The organism is Globicatella sanguinis, assembly GCF_002847845.2.
Lineage (GTDB): Bacteria > Bacillota > Bacilli > Lactobacillales > Aerococcaceae > Globicatella > Globicatella sanguinis.
In genome coordinates, this window is the sequence record NZ_CP126962.1 from 1,043,302 (window position 1) to 1,060,760 (window position 17,459).

Annotated in this window: 17 protein-coding genes; 1 reads left to right on the forward strand and 16 read right to left on the reverse strand. The window is 35.4% G+C overall.

Annotation, left to right across the window (positions count from 1 at the left end):
- Positions 1 to 90 precede the first annotated feature (90 nt).
- A complete protein-coding gene (locus tag CYJ72_RS04515; protein ID WP_284630731.1) occupies positions 91 to 639 on the forward strand; it encodes a cysteine hydrolase family protein in 549 nt (182 codons plus the stop codon).
- A 714-nt stretch (positions 640 to 1,353) separates the two neighbouring features.
- On the opposite strand, the gene CYJ72_RS04520 is transcribed toward CYJ72_RS04515, so the two are convergent.
- From CYJ72_RS04520 to phnC, 16 genes are all read right to left on the reverse strand, one after another.
- Entirely contained in the window at positions 1,354 to 1,659 is a 306-nt protein-coding gene (locus CYJ72_RS04520; RefSeq protein WP_066123694.1) for a CsbD family protein, read from the reverse strand.
- A 59-nt stretch (positions 1,660 to 1,718) separates the two neighbouring features.
- On the reverse strand, positions 1,719 to 2,045 hold the full coding sequence (locus CYJ72_RS04525; protein WP_101813341.1) for a hypothetical protein: 327 nt from the start codon (positions 2,043 to 2,045) through the stop codon (positions 1,719 to 1,721).
- Positions 2,046 to 2,059: 14 nt separating this feature from the next.
- Positions 2,060 to 2,905 carry an HAD-IIB family hydrolase gene (locus tag CYJ72_RS04530; protein ID WP_284630734.1) on the reverse strand — a complete coding sequence of 282 codons (846 nt, stop codon included), beginning with the start codon at positions 2,903 to 2,905 and terminating at the stop codon, positions 2,060 to 2,062.
- Between the two features lie 18 nt (positions 2,906 to 2,923).
- Positions 2,924 to 3,841: an aldo/keto reductase gene (locus CYJ72_RS04535; protein ID WP_284630736.1), complete on the reverse strand. Its 918-nt coding sequence runs from the start codon at positions 3,839 to 3,841 to the stop codon at positions 2,924 to 2,926.
- An 877-nt stretch (positions 3,842 to 4,718) separates the two neighbouring features.
- Positions 4,719 to 4,973 (reverse strand): SAM hydroxide adenosyltransferase, encoded by a 255-nt coding sequence (locus tag CYJ72_RS04540; RefSeq protein ID WP_284630882.1) that lies wholly within the window; start codon positions 4,971 to 4,973, stop codon positions 4,719 to 4,721.
- A gap of 6 nt (positions 4,974 to 4,979) precedes the next feature.
- Complete coding sequence (locus tag CYJ72_RS04545; protein ID WP_284630738.1) at positions 4,980 to 5,150, reverse strand: hypothetical protein; 171 nt, start codon at positions 5,148 to 5,150, stop codon at positions 4,980 to 4,982.
- 168 nt (positions 5,151 to 5,318) lie between these two features.
- Positions 5,319 to 6,134 carry a MetQ/NlpA family ABC transporter substrate-binding protein gene (locus CYJ72_RS04550; RefSeq protein ID WP_066123706.1) on the reverse strand — a complete coding sequence of 272 codons (816 nt, stop codon included), beginning with the start codon at positions 6,132 to 6,134 and terminating at the stop codon, positions 5,319 to 5,321.
- 14 nt (positions 6,135 to 6,148) lie between these two features.
- Positions 6,149 to 6,829, reverse strand: coding sequence for a methionine ABC transporter permease (locus CYJ72_RS04555; protein ID WP_066123709.1), 681 nt, complete (start codon positions 6,827 to 6,829; stop codon positions 6,149 to 6,151).
- On the reverse strand, positions 6,822 to 7,559 hold the full coding sequence (locus CYJ72_RS04560; RefSeq protein WP_066123712.1) for a methionine ABC transporter ATP-binding protein: 738 nt from the start codon (positions 7,557 to 7,559) through the stop codon (positions 6,822 to 6,824). The genes CYJ72_RS04555 and CYJ72_RS04560 overlap by 8 nt, the downstream gene beginning before the upstream one ends.
- A 423-nt stretch (positions 7,560 to 7,982) precedes the next feature.
- Complete coding sequence (locus tag CYJ72_RS04565) at positions 7,983 to 8,726, reverse strand: alpha/beta hydrolase (RefSeq protein WP_180764780.1); 744 nt, start codon at positions 8,724 to 8,726, stop codon at positions 7,983 to 7,985.
- A 109-nt stretch (positions 8,727 to 8,835) separates the two neighbouring features.
- A complete protein-coding gene (locus CYJ72_RS04570; RefSeq protein ID WP_257876933.1) occupies positions 8,836 to 11,112 on the reverse strand; it encodes a glycoside hydrolase family 31 protein in 2,277 nt (758 codons plus the stop codon).
- A 10-nt stretch (positions 11,113 to 11,122) separates the two neighbouring features.
- The gene (locus CYJ72_RS04575) at positions 11,123 to 12,148 is read right to left on the reverse strand and encodes a LacI family DNA-binding transcriptional regulator (RefSeq protein ID WP_284630746.1); all 1,026 of its coding nucleotides are present in this window, start codon (positions 12,146 to 12,148) and stop codon (positions 11,123 to 11,125) included.
- Between the two features lie 375 nt (positions 12,149 to 12,523).
- Complete coding sequence (argS, locus tag CYJ72_RS04580; protein WP_101813792.1) at positions 12,524 to 14,215, reverse strand: arginine--tRNA ligase; 1,692 nt, start codon at positions 14,213 to 14,215, stop codon at positions 12,524 to 12,526.
- Between the two features lie 433 nt (positions 14,216 to 14,648).
- Positions 14,649 to 15,458, reverse strand: a complete 810-nt coding sequence (gene phnE / locus CYJ72_RS04585; protein ID WP_071408925.1) for a phosphonate ABC transporter, permease protein PhnE — start codon at positions 15,456 to 15,458, stop codon at positions 14,649 to 14,651.
- Between the two features lie 10 nt (positions 15,459 to 15,468).
- Positions 15,469 to 16,296: a phosphonate ABC transporter, permease protein PhnE gene (phnE, locus tag CYJ72_RS04590; RefSeq protein ID WP_101813791.1), complete on the reverse strand. Its 828-nt coding sequence runs from the start codon at positions 16,294 to 16,296 to the stop codon at positions 15,469 to 15,471.
- Positions 16,296 to 17,054, reverse strand: a complete 759-nt coding sequence (phnC, locus tag CYJ72_RS04595; RefSeq protein ID WP_101813790.1) for a phosphonate ABC transporter ATP-binding protein — start codon at positions 17,052 to 17,054, stop codon at positions 16,296 to 16,298. The genes phnE (CYJ72_RS04590) and phnC overlap by 1 nt, the downstream gene beginning before the upstream one ends.
- Between the last annotated feature and the right edge of the window lie 405 nt (positions 17,055 to 17,459).

Here is a 17,459-nt window from a genome sequence, read left to right on the forward strand (position 1 = left end):
AGAAAAAATATGAATTATCAAACTGAATCCTTGCCAATAAATTCGCTTTCAGTTATAGTTGAATTAAAAGTGTTAAGGAGTTTATCGACAATGAAAAAAGCTTTATTAAACATTGATTATACCTATGATTTTGTTGCTACTGAAGGAAAATTAACTTGTGGGGAACCTGGTCAAGTTCTTCATGATTATATTCTGAATTTAACGAAAGAGTTTGTTGAGCAAGGTGATTATGTTGTTTTCCCAATTGATTTACACTATGAAAATGATCCATATCATCCAGAAACTCAATTATTCCCACCCCATAATATTGCTGGCACAGAGGGGCGTTTATTATATGACGATTTAGAAGCTTATTATCAATCCGTTAAGGATCGTGAAAATGTCTATTATATCGATAAAACACGCTATTCTGCTTTTGCAGGAACCGATTTAGAGTTACGCCTTCGCGAAAGAAACATTGAAGAAATCCATTTAGTGGGGGTATGTACTGATATTTGCATCTTGCATACAGCTGTCGATGCTTATAATAAAGGTTTCAAAATTGTCATTCATGAACAAGGAGTCGCAAGCTTCAATCAAGCTGGACATCAATGGGCCTTAGGCCACTTTAAAGATTCATTAGGGGCCACCATCGTTTAAGGTGTTTAACTTTATGATGGAAAATTATTTTCTCCATTAAGAACCCTATTTTGGAACTTTGATTGATAGAAAAATTGGCTATGAAGTAGAATATCAAATGAGTTTCAATTTGTCTGTCAGCCCCGCACTGTTGAGAGTAGACCAGAAGTAGAAAATCAAATGATTTTCGCTTCGTTGGCCTACCCCCGCACAGTTGGGTAGGTTTCAAACAAGTTTAGGGACGCAGTTTGAGACCACTCAACCACTTCGCTATTAAATATCGAGCAATCACTTGATTGAATTTATCAAAGTAATACCTAACCTCATTAAGACGCAGTTTGAGGCCACTCAACCACTGCGCTTTTAATTGCCGAGCAATAAGTTGATTGAATTTTTCAAAGTAATACCTAACCTCATTAAGACGTAGATTGAGGCCAGTCAACCACTGTGCTATAAAACAATTTGATGGAAACAAACTGAACTTTTAAAGTTCTTCTCAACATCAAGCAAAAAATAAATTGATTATTCTCCATTTCAATCGCCCCTGTGCGTTGTAGAATAGCGATTATCAAAATATAAAATGCCGGTTAAAAGTGCCTGAGCTTTTGTTCATCTTAATAAAAAAAGACTGGAAAGAAATCATTGAGATGCTCCCCATAAAGTAGACTTATTATTTATAGTATCTACCGTACGGGGCCATTCACATTGATTTCTGCCCAGTCTCATTTTTTAAAATTATTTTTTGTCTATAAGGTTTTTGACCCCGTCTACAGCGCCTTTAACAACATCCTTTACTTCTTCTGCAGCATGCGCTACAGATTCAACTGCTTCTGCTGCTTCATGTTTTAAGTCAGTAGAAGTTGCTTTTGCTTTAGCTTGAACATCTTCTTTCGTCGCTTCTGCTTTATCCATCGCATCATGGGCTTTATTTTTTAAATTAGCTCCAGTTGCTTCAACTTTACCTTCAACTTCAGTTTTTTTGTTGCCTGTTACTCGTCCAACTAATTCTTTTGCTTTTCCTGCTAATTCTTCTAATGACATAAAAACACTCCTTTAATTATGATTAACTCTATTATAACGGATTTAAAATAAAATACCTACTAATTAAAATAGTTTTCGATGAATTTATCGATTTGATCTTTGTCTCGGGCTTTTTGTGCAGCCGAAATATTCGTTGGATTGAGGTATATACGCAAGGCCTCTTGTGACGTTTCAGTAAAAGCCACAATCGCCTCGCCTTCATCTTCATAAGTCATACGTTTAACTTCCGGATATTGTTTAGACAGTTCTTCAATTAAATCTTCTGCTACTGCCTCTCTTAAAACACGGTACATTTCAGCTTGCGGAGCCGGTATCATATAGGCATCTACCTTTACAAAATCCTCTGCATCCTTATTCTTTTGTTTTTTTACTTTTTTACTCGCCATTAATTTATTTCCACCTAACGATTCATTTCATATTGATCCATAAATTGAGCATCGGGTTCCTTGACTAATCGCTCCAAAATATCAATAACTGCTTGTTCTTCATTCGATCCGATTTTATATTGACAATGTAAGGCTAAGTCAGTATCTGCATTACTCATCGCGACGCTATATTTGACTTCCTTCATCATTGATTCATCATTTAAACTATCACCAAAAGCCATTACTTCTTCTGCTTTAATTTGATAACGTTCTTTGAAAAATTGGATAGCACTCCCTTTGCCACCGTCGTAATGATAAGCATCAACCCAATCATCACCACTTGTTACCACTGATAAATCTGCAAATTGATCACTTAACTCTTTCGCAATGACTTTATTGCGAGCTAATGAACGTGGACTAAAAATAGCAATTTTAGTTGCCACTTGTTCTTCAGGAATTTCTGAAAAATCTTGAACAATTTTATATTCATTGTTATATTTCAATATTTTTTCAAAACCAATTCCCTCAGAGACATTCATATAAGAAATCTCGCCAGTACTAATACAAATAAAAAAATTTTCTTTTCCTTCAAAGTAATCACAAAGCTTTAAAAATGTTTGACGTTCGATGCCGATTACTTGTTCAACTTCATGATCACACATTATAAAGTTGCCATTATCACCCGCTAAATGAAGCTTTTCTAAAACAGATGGAGAGAAAAACTCCACAATCTTATGATAAGAATTGCCGGTGGCGATACAAACCATCACGCCTTGTTGGGTTAATTGTTCCACTACCGCTTCAAATCGTTCGACATCATAAGTCTTATCAGCTCTCAATAATGTTTGATCCAAATCAATTGCTACTAATTTAATCGACATTCATAATCCTACTTTCTTCTAAGGTAATTCATTGCCAGTACTCAAATAAATATCATACCATTCTGGTCTAGATAATGCTACTTCGGTTCCGGCCGCCATCTTCGTAATTCTATCAGGGTTCATTGAACCGACAATGGGTTGCATATTAGCTGGATGACGTAAAATCCAGGCCATGACCATTGCTTCAAATGAAACCTCTTTTTGATCAGCATACATTCCTAAAGTGGTGGTTAATTTTTTATATTTTGGATGTTTCATAAATAATCCTTGCCCCAAGTCCACTTGGAATGGTGACCACGGTTGAATCGTCATTTGTTGTAAACGACTGAACTCTAATAAGCCTCCTGTATGATTAACTGATGGTTCATTTAGCATATTAACATTGATTCCTTCATCGATGAGCGGTGTATGTGCCGGCCCAAATTGTAATTGATTCACATCGAGCGCTTGATCGACGTAATGTTGTAATAATTCAATTTGTGCACGATTTTGATTACTTACACCAAAATAACGGACCTTACCACTTTCATATAGATGATTAAACGCTTCAGCTACTTCTAATGGTTCCATTAATGTATCAGGACGATGTAATAATAAAAAGTCTAAATAATCAGTATCAAGACGTTTTAAAATGCCCTCGACTGATTCTAAAATATGTTCTTTCGAAAAGTCAAAATAACCTTGACGAATCCCCACTTTTGATTGTAAGATAATCGCGTCACGTTTAATGCCAGCGGCTTTTAATCCTGCAGTAAATACTGCTTCTGATTGTCCCCCACCATAAATATCAGCATGATCAAAGAAATCGATTCCTGCTTCATAGGCAGCCTTAATAACCGTAGCCGCATCCTGTGTAGATAAACTTGCCATACGCATACATCCATGAGCTAATTGACTTGCCTCTAATGATGATGAGCCGATTTTAATCTTTTTCATAAACTTGTCTCCTCAATTAATCTGATATTATTAGTTTAACACATCATTTTTTAAATATCTTTAATTTAGCGTGAAAATCATGTCAAAAAAATTTGTAAACCTGATGTAAAGATATACGGCTAGGCATAAACTTTAACAATTCTTTTTGGTTCCATTTATTTCTTTAGAGCGCAGCTTTACTGCTCCTACTAATATTGCCCCTATGGTTGAGTGGTCTCACCCTACGTCTTAATGAGCTTAGGCATAAAAGTGATAAATTCAACCAGGTTATTGCAACGAAGACTTCGTTTTTCTACTTCTGGTCTTCTCCCAACTGCGCGAGGGTGGGCAGACGAAGTAAAAATTATTTAATTTTCTACTTCTCGCCCCTCCCTAAACATTAAACTAAAAATGGCCTATCCCCTGTGTCAAACAAGAAATAAGCCATTTAATTGAAAGTCCGGATTGATGGTGGTAGTACAAACTAACGGTTTCCACTGCAACAACTATTCTCAACAGTATTCAAGCAATCATATGCTTTTAATTGCCTCCGTTACCTTAATGCTTAATGTCAGGAACTCCCCTATTTATGAATACTCGTTCATTTGTTGATGAGGTAGCCCAGCAAATTGATTAATTGGATCTTTATAACTACCAATAGTGAGTAGCATCAAACCGTGTCTAAAAATTCATGTCATCCCTACTGCACTGTCCTGAGGTGGACGTAAAAAGCGAAAACCTCTTGTTTTCTACTTCTTGGCCATTAACAAATTTTTTCAAAGGGAGGCCAACACAGCGAACATTCATGCTTCTTAGCCTTCAGCTGTTCCTTTTCTGCCGCTACTTTAATTTTCTAGACCAACACAGCGAATATTCTTGATTCTATGCCCACTAACCATTATATTTTTTCAAGAATGATTTTCCAATTGAAGCCATAGCCAATATTAAAGGCTTTAGAAAAACTATTTTGGTTTAAAGCCACCCCAACATTTTGTAAAGAGTTGGCATAAAGAATGGCTTGATTTAAATTAACATCTTGGAAAGATTGTCCTACTGGCAATTCATTTTCATACATTAATTGCTCCTCTTTAAAAATCCTAATACGCACTTTAGCTTGAGAGGCATCCCATTGGTCAAAGGTATCGTAAGGGATATTGGTTCATAATGACCCATAGCGCTCATCATGGATAGCAACATGACCTTCTATCGAATTCTCTTTAATAGTTGGTTCTGGAATATCAAATAATTCTAAGTCATCAATCGCTAATTCAGGCCCGACATTTTCTAAATTAATCTTTCCACTAGATGAAAAGCCAAAACCAATTACCAAACAAAAAAGAGCAAGACAATATAGCAATCATTTGTGCTATACCGTCTTTGCTCTCATTAGATTGTTTACGTTACCCATCAATGAACTTACTTGAATATTTGCTGTTATATTAATAAATTCAGCAATCATAAGCAAGTGTTATTGTATCTAAAAGTTTACTGACAATGCTTATTCTGCTACTTCAAAAGCTGGAATTAAATGTCCTTCTTTAGATAATTCGTCAACAAAATCATAAACTTCTTGTGAAGTAAAAGCTTTAACTAATGCTTTAGTAGCATCAGAATCTTTGTCTTCTTCACGGACAACCACTTGTAAAGCAAAGGTATTCTCTGGATCTTTTTCTAACATTAAAGCATCACTTGTTTTTAATCCAATTTTCGCAATATATGTTGGATAATTGAAAACTAAATCTACCCCATCTTCATAAGCTGCAGTTAAGTTTAATAAATCAATTTCAGTAAAGGTTAAATTCTTTGGATTTTCTTCAATGTCATCAAGCGTTGCGGTATGATCTGTTCCTTCTTTTAGTTTGATAACGTCATAAGAATCTAAAATTAATAATGCACGTGCCATGTTGGTTGCATCAGAAGGAATCGCTACTTCTGCCCCATCTTCAATGTCTTCAATTGATTGATACTCTGGCGCATAAAAACCTACAACTGGATTATAAATTGTTTGTACCGCTACTAAATCTGCATCATTAGCCTCATTATACATTTCCATAAAAGGGGCATGTTGCGCAAAGTTAGCATCCACTTCATCATGGAATAATGCTTCATTGTATTGGATATTGTCTGACACTTCGACTAATTCAATTTTGTAAGGTGCTTCAACAACTTCCCCTGCAATTTCGACAATATCAGTCATCGGTGGTAAGTGAGAAGCAACTTTAATAACCACTTCATCCTCAGCATTTACTGCTGGTAAATTAAATAAACTTAACGCACCCATTGTTGCTAAAAATAATTTGAACTGTTTTTTCATTTTTTATCCCCCTCTTAATTTATACGCTTATCAAAATGTTTGGCTAATTTAAAACCAGCCCATTGAATTATTTGCACTAATAAAATCATGACTACAATCGCAATATACATGATGTCAGTCTCATAGCGTTGATAGCCATAACGAATCGCAAAGTCTCCAATGCCACCACCACCAACCACTCCCATAATGGTCGAATACGAAAGAAAACTTACAAAAGCTGTCGTAAATCCAATGACTAGAGAACTCTTGGTTTCTGGTATTAAAAAATATCTTACTAATTGAAATGTCGTTGCCCCCATTGACCGAGCTGTCTCAATAATCTCCGGACCTAACTCCAATAAAGATTGCTCGACAAAACGGGCATATAATGCCACCGCAATTAACATTAGTGGAAACGACGCTGCAATGGGATCGCCGGTTGCACGTCCATATACTTTTCTAACAACTGGTTGTAAAGCGACAACTAGTAACAGAAATGGAAACGAACGGACAATATTCACGAAAGCATTTAATATATTATTGATTAATTGATTTTCAAGCGGTTTTCGTTTGGCAGTTAAATACAGATAAATCCCCAATGGCAAGCCTAAAACGATGGCTGCTGCACAAGCTAATAGCATCATCGTTCCCGTTTCAAATAACGACTCAGCAAGTTTCGGTAAATACTTAGTCATTCTAGTTAAAAATTCATCCATCTGCTAACACCTCTTTAACATATTGTGAATAGTTGGCATGAGGTGAAACTTCATTGGTGGGTTGATTTTCAATAATCTCTATCAATCGTCCCTTTTCCATGATACCAATACGTTGACAAATCGACTTCATGATGGATAATTGATGCGTTACTAAGACCATCGTAATGGCATATCGTTGATTAATATCTTTTAAAATACGAACAATTTCCTGAGCCGTCATTTCATCCAATGCACTGGTAGGTTCATCAAGTAATATTATTTTAGGATTAATGATTAAGGCTCTAGCAATCCCTACCCGTTGCTTTTGCCCACCTGACAATTGACTTGGATAATGATGTCTTTTATCATTCAATCCCACCGCTTCCAACACTTGATCAATGGTTAAAGGGTTGTCAAAGGTGTGAAGTTTTAACGGTAATAGAATATTTTCTTCTACTGTCAAATTATCCAGCAAATTGAATTGTTGAAAAACCATGGCGATATCTTTACGCACCTTACGCAGTGAGGCCTCTGATAGCTGATTAATCCGATTACCATCAACCATCACTTGCCCCTCATCCGGTTGTAATAATCCATTAATAAATCGAAGCACAGTTGATTTACCTGCACCACTTTGCCCGATTAAACCAAAAATTTCGGATTGATTAATCGTTAAATTTAAATCAGACACCGCTGTAAGGGTCGTGTGGTTCGTATTAAAACGTTTCGTAACACCCTCTAATTGAATCAATTAATCACCCTATTTCTTTATTTTGAATTAGCTAACTCATTTGTTATTATAGCCCATTTATAACTAAAATACAAACTAAAAATATAACAGATTTTACTATTAATTAAAACAGCATTGTTTGTGAAGTACTTCCTAAAATAAAACGTTTCACTAACTTATTTATAGGGATTATGATTAAACTAATATTCATAAATTTTAAAGCGTTCGATAACAGAATCAGCACATCATTGATACAAATAACACAAAAACTTAACCAGTAGCCACTGTTATTTATTTCACCTTAGTCCGCAGTGTTGACTCTCGCTCAAAATAACCTATCGTTTGCTAAAAATATAACTTCACAGACACGGATAACCAACATCTATAGAATATCAATAACTAACCTCTCACATCATGATACTTCTAGACAGCTTGCTTTATCGATTATTCAGCTACTAATTGTTGAATTACCGGCTCAATCACTTGATTCCAATAATCCCAATTATGATCGCCTTCTGTTTCATAAAAGTTAACTGTTATACTTTTTTGCTTTAACCAGTGGTAAAAGTTTTTGTTATGTTGATAAAAATCATCTTCTCTGCCACAATATAGTTCTATTTTAGGCCATTGTTCAACACGCTTTGCTAAGACAGTTAAATCCAGCTCTTGTTCAATTTCACTAGGTGTTTTACGAATGAAAATATTTTTGAGCGTTGGTGGCAGTTGTTGATAATCTTGATAATCAAGATCGTCCATCCCTCTCGCAATAATACGACTCGACATACCCGTAATTTTACTAAAGATATGCCCGTATAAAAATCCTAATCGTAAAGCCCCATAACCTCCCATCGATAAACCAGCTATCCAAGTATCTTCTCGCTTATCCGATAGATTAAATAATTGCCTCGTTTCAGCAACTAAGTCTTCGGCTACCATTTTACCGTATGATTCTGCTTCACTAAAGTCAACATAAAAACTATTTTCACCATTGGGAAAAATTATCGCGATATGATATTTTTCAGCTAACTCCAGCACTCGCGTACGCTTAATCCAATCATCATGACTCCCACTCCAACCATGAAGAAGATATAATGTTCGCAATGGCTGCTGAGTAGTTGGAATCATCGCATTGTAATAAACCTGTCTATTTAAGTTTTTAGAAAAGAAACTTGCTTGAACTAACGTCATAAAATAACCCCTTTCGAATTGGTTCATACTACTCCACTTTTATATTACAAAAAATACCACTAAATAGATATTAAAAGAGCCGACCTAGGGAATCGACTCTTTTGGTTTCTTATGAATTTAAAATATAAATTAATTCAAATACGGCTGCTTTTAGATCTTCTGAATCGATGGATTGAATAATTGATAAGTATTGTAAGTCTGATTTATTCTCATGGAATTTAAACCATAATTTTTCTTTATCCCAATATTTTACTTGGGCTTGGTTCAAGATTTCAAATAGACGTTGCTCAATATCTTGCTTCTCAATTTTCTCAAATCCTAACAGTTCAATTTTTGCTGAATCCGTCATTGAAATTGTCACCGTATTCAATTGTTCATCTGCTATCGCTGGATACCCTTCAACTTCAAATGCTTCTGTCGCTGAGAATACTAAATGATGTTGACGCCCTTCTGGTAAAATGTTTTCTGGATCATCAATCGTTAAACTTAAAACGCCATCTTCTACCACAACGGTTGTAACAGCACGATGATGGTCTACTTCTTCAATGAGTTCAAATTGATTGTTTGGTCCTGGATAAATTTTCCAAGTGATATCTGTTGGTAAATCATGTCGCATATTCTCAACGGGTTCTAAATCCAATGGAATAATAGCGCCCGCTTTCGCAAACACTGGCATTTCAGATAAACCACGATAAATATCGAGTGATGCGCCACCTTTATATCTTAAGTTCGTATGAACATCGTACCATTCACCTTCAGGAAAATAGATTTTTTCCTTACTCATTTTGACATCTAGTAATAATTTTGAAGTAATAGGTAGTACTAACAATTCTGTACCAAAATAGTATTCATTGTCGTATTTATAAACTTCAAGATTATCAGATTCCTCATAATACAATGGGCGAATTAAAGGTATGCCTTCTTCAGCAGTTAATACGTTAAATGTATAGAGATAAGGTAATAATTCATGACGTTTTCTTAAGTAATCCGCAATAATCATCTCTTCCATTAACGGATAACTCCAAGGTTCTTTACCTGTAAATAGACTACTTGAACTATGAAGACGATTAATGGGACTAAACACACCATACTGCACCCAACGCACCATCAATTCATCATCACGGTAACCATTCATATGTCCACCAATGTCATGACTCCACCAAGTATACCCAATATTAGTTGCGGTTGAAGTCATATACGGTTGAAACTGTAAGGAATCCCAAGTAATAAATGAATCGCCTGAAAATCCTATTGGGTAACGATGACTACCTGGTCCAGCATAACGTGATAAAATTAAGGGTTCCTTTCCTCGTTCTTCCATATCTTTAAAATGATAATGATTCAACAGTAACAACGGATCTAGTCCATTAATTTCAGTTCCTTGTTGCCAATCAATCCAGAAGAAATCAATCCCTTGCTCTTCTAATGGATGCATCACATCTTTAAAGTATGCCTCTCTAAACGCCTCATCTGTAAAATCAAAAATAGCAGGTTCTTCAATCTCGGTATTTAAATTTAATCTTTTAGCAACAGCTGGATAACAATCTTCATAAGCGCGTATCCCATCAGCCGGATGAAGATTAATGGAAATGGCTAGCCCTTCATCATGAAGCCACTTTAAGAATCGTTCGGGATTTGGGAAATAGTCTTTATTCCAAGTATAGCCTGTCCAAGAACTGCCAAAGCGTTCCGGAATTTGTGTCAAATGCCAATCCATGTCAATGACTGCCACAGATAATGGAATATTCTTCGCTTTAAAAGTCTCGACCAATTCTTTGTAAGATTCTTCAGTATACTTCCAATAACGACTCCACCAGTTTCCTAATGCATAACGTGGTAATTTTGGTGAGAAACCTGTTAATTTAAAGTACGTATGCAGACCTTGATTATAATCATGCCCAAATGCCAATGCATAAATATCAATCGAGTCAAAATCCTTACGAACAATATCCCCCACTTCATTAATAAATTGTGAGTTGGAGTCATCTAAAATGGTAAATCCTTTAAAACTCATTACACCGTCTTCTAAAGGTATCGCACCATCCACTTCGTCTAAAGTACGGGTTGTGCCTTTTAAATTAATAAATTCATCGCCATAATACCAACGATTGCCATGTGGGTAGAAAGCAAAATTAAAATCGATGTATAAACTTTTCTTAGAGAATGGCTGTTCTTTTTGGTAATAAAGATGGAATTTAGGTGAGTAAATTTCCAAAATCTCCTCAGTTTCAACTACATCATATTCAATCTTCTCTATCTGTTCGATTTCACGATTCATCACACTTTGAGTTTTTGAATCTACAAACGTTCCTGTTTCTGAATATTCTAAACGGACAACTTCATTACTTAATAATGAAATACGATATTTTTCGCCAATAAATTGCATTTTCAACCTCCTACATTTGTTTAACACTTTCTCTTACTTCTAATTCGCCATCCATAATAATGGTCTGTTGAATATTTTCTTTCTGTATGCCTTTAATTGGCACCATAATTTGCCCAAGGGCGACCTCGCCTTTTACATTTTGAAAAAGATTCATCGTTGTTAATTTAGGTGAGATCAGTTCTGAAAATTGAATATTATCAAAACTAATGACCGAACAATCATCCGGTACAGAATAGCCCCGTTCTTTTAATTGAGAAATTAGCTGAATCGCTAGTAAATCAGCTGTTACAATAATCGCGGAATATTGATCGATATTTTCAATCACTTTGTCCAATTGTTCATTATAAAAGACACGCTTAGAATTAAACGCTAAACCATGTGCAACTAAGCCTTCTTGATAACCTGCTAAACGTTCCTGAATAACACCATGTTCATTCAAATTAACACGATAGGTCAAGAATGCAATATCATGGTGTCCTCTTGATACCAAATGACTGACTAAATCATGTGCTATTTTTTTATCATCTGAACGTACAAAATAAAGATGCTCTTTCTCTTTTAATTCCCTTAGTTCAGCTTCATCATAATAGGTATCGATAAAGGTAATCGGTTCTTGGATAATCTTCATAGCATCGACCATGGTCTGCTGATTAAACCCCACTCCTATAAAACCACTGAACTGCCAATTATTTCTAATGACACCAATGTCGTCCACTGAGTTAATGGTTTGAATTAAAACAAAATAATTTTCTTTACGACTAATGGTTTCGATTCCTTCTAACAACTGTCCAGCGAAAGGATCGTTAAAATTATAAATTTCTTGATCAGTGTAAAATAACAAGCCGATTAATTTAGAAGATGAATTGACTAATGCTTTTGCGTTCATATTCGGAGTATAATTATATTCTTTAATAATGTTATTAATCTTATCAATTGTCTCTTGAGAAACTTTATTCGTGCGGTTATTCATGACATTTGAAACGGTTGTCACGCTCACATTTGCTAATTTGGCTATATCTTTGATTGTGATCTTCACTTTGTCACACCCCTTTCAAATTCTTAGGTTTAACGTTAAACCTTTTGGTATAAAATTTAGTACTTAATAAAAATTAAGTACTTTTCGATTTAGATTTAACGTTAAACTCAAACTTTCAATTACATGATAACGGTTTCTTTTGTGCTTGTCAATAGTTTTTCTAAATATATTTAAAAGCACTTGCGAAATCGATAAAAAATAATGGTATAAGAAAGCGAAAGTATAATTCTCTCGCTTCTTACACCACTAAATTTGTGAGTTTTTCTTTTATGGGCTCTATATTATTTAGTGTGGGTGAACAGAGTCATTTCTTTTCACCCACACCATTTGACAAAGAGCCCTTTTATGAAATTTCCGTAATAGTTAGCCTTTCGATTACATTTCTTCCGGAGCTGCAATCCCTAATAAGTTTAAGGCATCTTTAATCACAATAGTCGTTGCTTTAACTAAGGCCATACGTGCTGGTCTTTGCGCATCGTCATCTAATAAACGGGTATTGCCGTAATATTTATTAAATAATTGTGCTAATTGAACAGCGTATTTAGCAATTACAGAAGGTTCATATTTTTCCATTGCTTGTGTTACGACTTGAGGGTATGCTAATAACTTTTTAGCCACTTCCCAACTGTAGTCATCTTCTAATTGATAATCACCATTCGCATCGATCGCTTGACCATATTTACGCATTAAGCTCATTGCTCTGGCATAAGTATATTGCACATATGGACCGGTTTCCCCTTCAAATTGAACGATTTCTTCTAATTTAAAGTCAAAGCTATTCATGCGGTCTGTCTTTAAGTCGTGGAATACAACCGCCCCAACCCCGACTTCTTTAGCGACTGCTTCTTTATTCGCTAATGTCGGATTTTTCTCATTAATTTGTTGGAAGGCTAAATTGATCGCATCATTTAACACAACTTCTAATAAGATGATTTTTCCTTTACGTGTTGATAATTTCTTACCGTTTAAAGTGATTAAACCAAATGGCACATGAATCATATCATCGGCCCAGTCACGTCCCATGCGTTTTAAGACAGCACGTAATTGTTTAAAGTGACCTGACTGCTCATTACCAACAACATAAACATTCTTAGCAAAATCATAAGTATCTTTACGATATTGTGCCGCAGCTAAGTCGCGGGTAGCATATAATGTGGCTCCGTCAGACTTTTTAATTAAGGCTGGTGGTAAATCTTCCTCGTCCAATTTTACAATTGTGGCACCATTATCAACGGTCGTAATCCCTTTTTCTTCTAATTCATCAATAATCGGTTGCATTTTATCGTTATAAAAAGCTTCACCATTATAAGAGTCAAAGGTAATTCCCAATAAATCATAAACTTTATTGAATTCTTTTAATGATTCATCTTTGAACCAAGTCCATAAACGAATCATTTCTTCGTCACCATCTTCTAAAGCTTTAAAAGCGGCACGTGCTTGTTCTTCAAGTTCTGGTCTTGTTTCTGCTGCTTCATGGAAATCTACATATAATTTTACCAATTCTTTAACTGGATCCGCTTCAATTACCTTATCGTCGCCCCACATTTTATAGGCAACGATTAATTTACCAAATTGCGTTCCCCAATCCCCTAAGTGATTAATACGAATAGGTTGATAGTTGGTTTTTTTCGCAATATTAGCAATCGCATTACCGATAACGGTTGAACGTAAATGCCCCATGGACATTGGTTTGGCAATATTAGGTGAAGACATGTCGACTGTCATTGTTGCACCTTTTCCTAAATCAACTGCACCATATTGTTCCCCTTTTTCGATAACGTCTTTAACAATCTCAAACGCAGTAGCTGAACGTTTTAAACGAATATTAATATAAGGTCCTACTGCCTCTACGGTTTGAAAAGCTGAAGTGTCCATTTGTGCCACAATGTCTTGGGCAATTTGTGGGGGTGCTTTTCGTAAAACTCTTGCTAATGTGAAAACAGGAAAAGCCAAATCTCCCATTGATGAATCTTTGGGGATTTCAATTAACGCTTTTACTCCATCGACTGTTAAATGTTCTGCTAAAACTTGTTGTAATTTTTCGGCAAATAATAATTTATTATCCATTTTTTCCTCCTAAAAAGATTAAAAAAACCTCTAACAATGCCAAAATTAACATCGTTAGAGGCGAGTATTTATTAAAATATCGCGGTACCACTCTAATTCCACTATCAAATAGTGCTCTTCTAGTTGTTAACGAAGTCTGGCTCCGAATTAGACAGTTAATCTAATTAAACTAGAAGTGCGGTTCGTTTTTGTGAAATCATTGGCTCTCAACAACCCAACTTGCTGTATCTTTCATTTAAAAACTACTCTCTTCTAGAGTTTGCTCTAAACCTAAAAGTATTTTACCAAAGACTAGAATATTTGTCTACATAAAGCTGAAAGTCATTGCGACGATAAAACTTGCTTGCTAGTATCCTATAGAACACATATTATTTAGTGCTAAATACAAATGACGACATCGCTAAGTCTATTACCATCATGCTGAAGTGCGAACTTAACCCCTCGCTAAGCGTTCACGGATGCGGTTAGATAAGTATTCAACAATTAAAATTAAAACTACTAAACCAATTAAGATAGAGCCGACTTCATTCCAACGATAAGCGGACATTGCAAAAACCAATGGCGCTCCGATACCACCCGCACCAACTAACCCTAAGATTGTAGCATCACGTAGGTTCATATCAAAACGGAAAATCAACGTTGATAGTAAGCTTGAGCCCAATTGCGGTAAAATGCCACAACGGATTTTTTCAAACGTATTACATCCTGAAGCTTCCATAGCTTCTAAAATATTGGTATCGATATCATCTATTGTTTCGTTGAATAATTTAGTTAACATCCCAATTGAAGTCACTGATAAGGTCATTAAACCAGCAAACGCTCCTGGTCCTGTCACACGAATAAACATTAAACCATATACAAAACTTGGTATCGTACGAATCGCCACGACGAATAAACGTACAATCACCACGATTGGCATTGGCATAATCTTTTGTGACGCGAGAAACGCAATAGGTAGTGAGAAGACTGCTCCTACTAAAGTTCCTAGAAAAGCAATTGCCATGGTTTCTAATAATAAATAAGGTACTGATTGTTTAGTTAAATTAAACAGAATTTCGGTATTGGGTGAGAAAATCCCTTTAATAATATTCGCAGCGATAGAGCTCCCATTTTTAGTTACAGAAACTTCACCTACGGTGGTAGAAGACCAAATTAATAAAGCAACCACTAATATCGCCCAAAAATATTGTGCTGCGCGACTACGATCTCTACTCTCATACATTTCATTTATACGATCGATCATCTTGGCCCTCCTATGATAATTTCTTACGTAAGTAGCCACTTATAAATTCAATAATCGCTACTGTAATAAATAAACAAAGTAAAATCATCCCGACATTTTGGTATTCACGCCAAGAAAGGTTTTCATTTAAAATAATCCCAATCCCACCGGCACCAACATACCCTAAAATAGCTGCATGACGAACATTTCCTTCGAAAGTATACAAACTGGTTGATAAATAAGATGGTAAAATTTGCGGTTGAATGGCTGCCACAAAACTCTTAATTTTATTGGCTCCAGCCGCTTCCATCGCTTCATAAGGTAACATATCAACCGTTTCGATTGTTTCATACAATTGTTTTCCTACGAATGAGAACGTAAAGAGCGCAATCGCTAATGTCCCTGAGAAGGTTCCTAGACCGAAAATGTAAGTTAAGATTAATGCAGATACTAAAGTCGGCATGGTACGAATCATACTGAGGATAAATTTCATAATACCCGATAATACTTTGTTATGGGTTAAGTTAATTGAAGCTACCATCGCAAAAGGAATCGCCAAAAAGGCTCCGATAACAGTTCCTAATACTGACATCTTAATCGTATCCACTAAAGGTCCGATAACCCCTTTATAAAAACTCCAATTAGGGGGTACCATCCGTCCTAAAATAACAAAGAATTGTTGTCCACGTTTCATTAACGTCGACAAATTAAAACCTGTTAATTGCACTGAATAATACATTGCGATTAACACCAAAATCACCACGAAAGGCGCTATTGAGCGAGGCTTTTTCACTACTTTTCCATTCGCCAAGGTGATTTCTTTAGGAGGTAAAATATTATCTCTTAAAGATTTAACCATTAGTTACCACCCATTTCTTCCGTTTGGCCTTTATAGATTAAATTCAATATTTCCTCATTCACATTGCTTGATGGTCCGTCATAAACAACTTCTCCATCACGAATCCCAATGATACGATCACAAAATTCTAATGCAAGCTCGACATGGTGAATATTAATCAAAACAGTAATATCAAACTCTTGATTAATACGTTGAAAGTCTTTCATCACCACATTAGCCGTCACTGGGTCCAATGCTGCAACAGGTTCGTCCGCTAAAATAATACTTGGATCTTGTGCTAAAGTACGCGCTAAAGCAACACGCTGTTGTTGACCACCAGATAATTGGTCTACACGTGTATAAGCTTTATCTAAAATACCCACACGGTCCAATGCTTCCAAAGCTTTTAACTCTTCTTCTTTTTTATAATGGCCCACTAAAACACGCCAAAAGGGAATATCCGGCACTAAAGCATTTAGTACATTCGTAATAACTTTGGCACGTGTTACTAAGTTAAATGATTGGAAAATCATCCCAATTTGACGTCTAAATTTACGTAGACTATCACCTTTTAACGTCGCTACTTCAACACCATTTACAGTTAAATTTCCTTCGCTAATAGGATGCATTTTATTGATTGTTCGAATTAAAGTTGACTTGCCGGCACCAGACAATCCGATTATCCCTACAAACTCACCTTGTTCGATTTTCAAATTAATATCTTTAAGTGCCGTAACACCATTATCATAACGTTTATAAACGTTTTTGAATTCAATCATTCTAGAACCTCTTTCTTTATTTCACTTTCTCCATTGTACCGAATTTATTTTATTTTTTAAAGTGGTTTTTATCTTTTCATTCAATATTTACATAAAGTTAATTTAGCTGAATACTGTTTGACCAATGATAACTTTTAAATATAAAATATATAAATTAAATGATCGTTTACTACAATGCGAACAGGCAATAAGGATGCTTTATACTATATTGCTAAAATCCGTCATAGTCCTCTGTTTCTCAACTAAATGTAATTTTAGATGTTCAAAATGTAAACATAATCACCCTTATTCTTATGTGTTTATCATGCTTTTGTAAAAGTAGAAGTAATATGTTCTTTATGTGAGAAAGGATTTATAAAAGATGGAAACAATATTCATATAAGGACTAAGCGTTGATCAAAACAT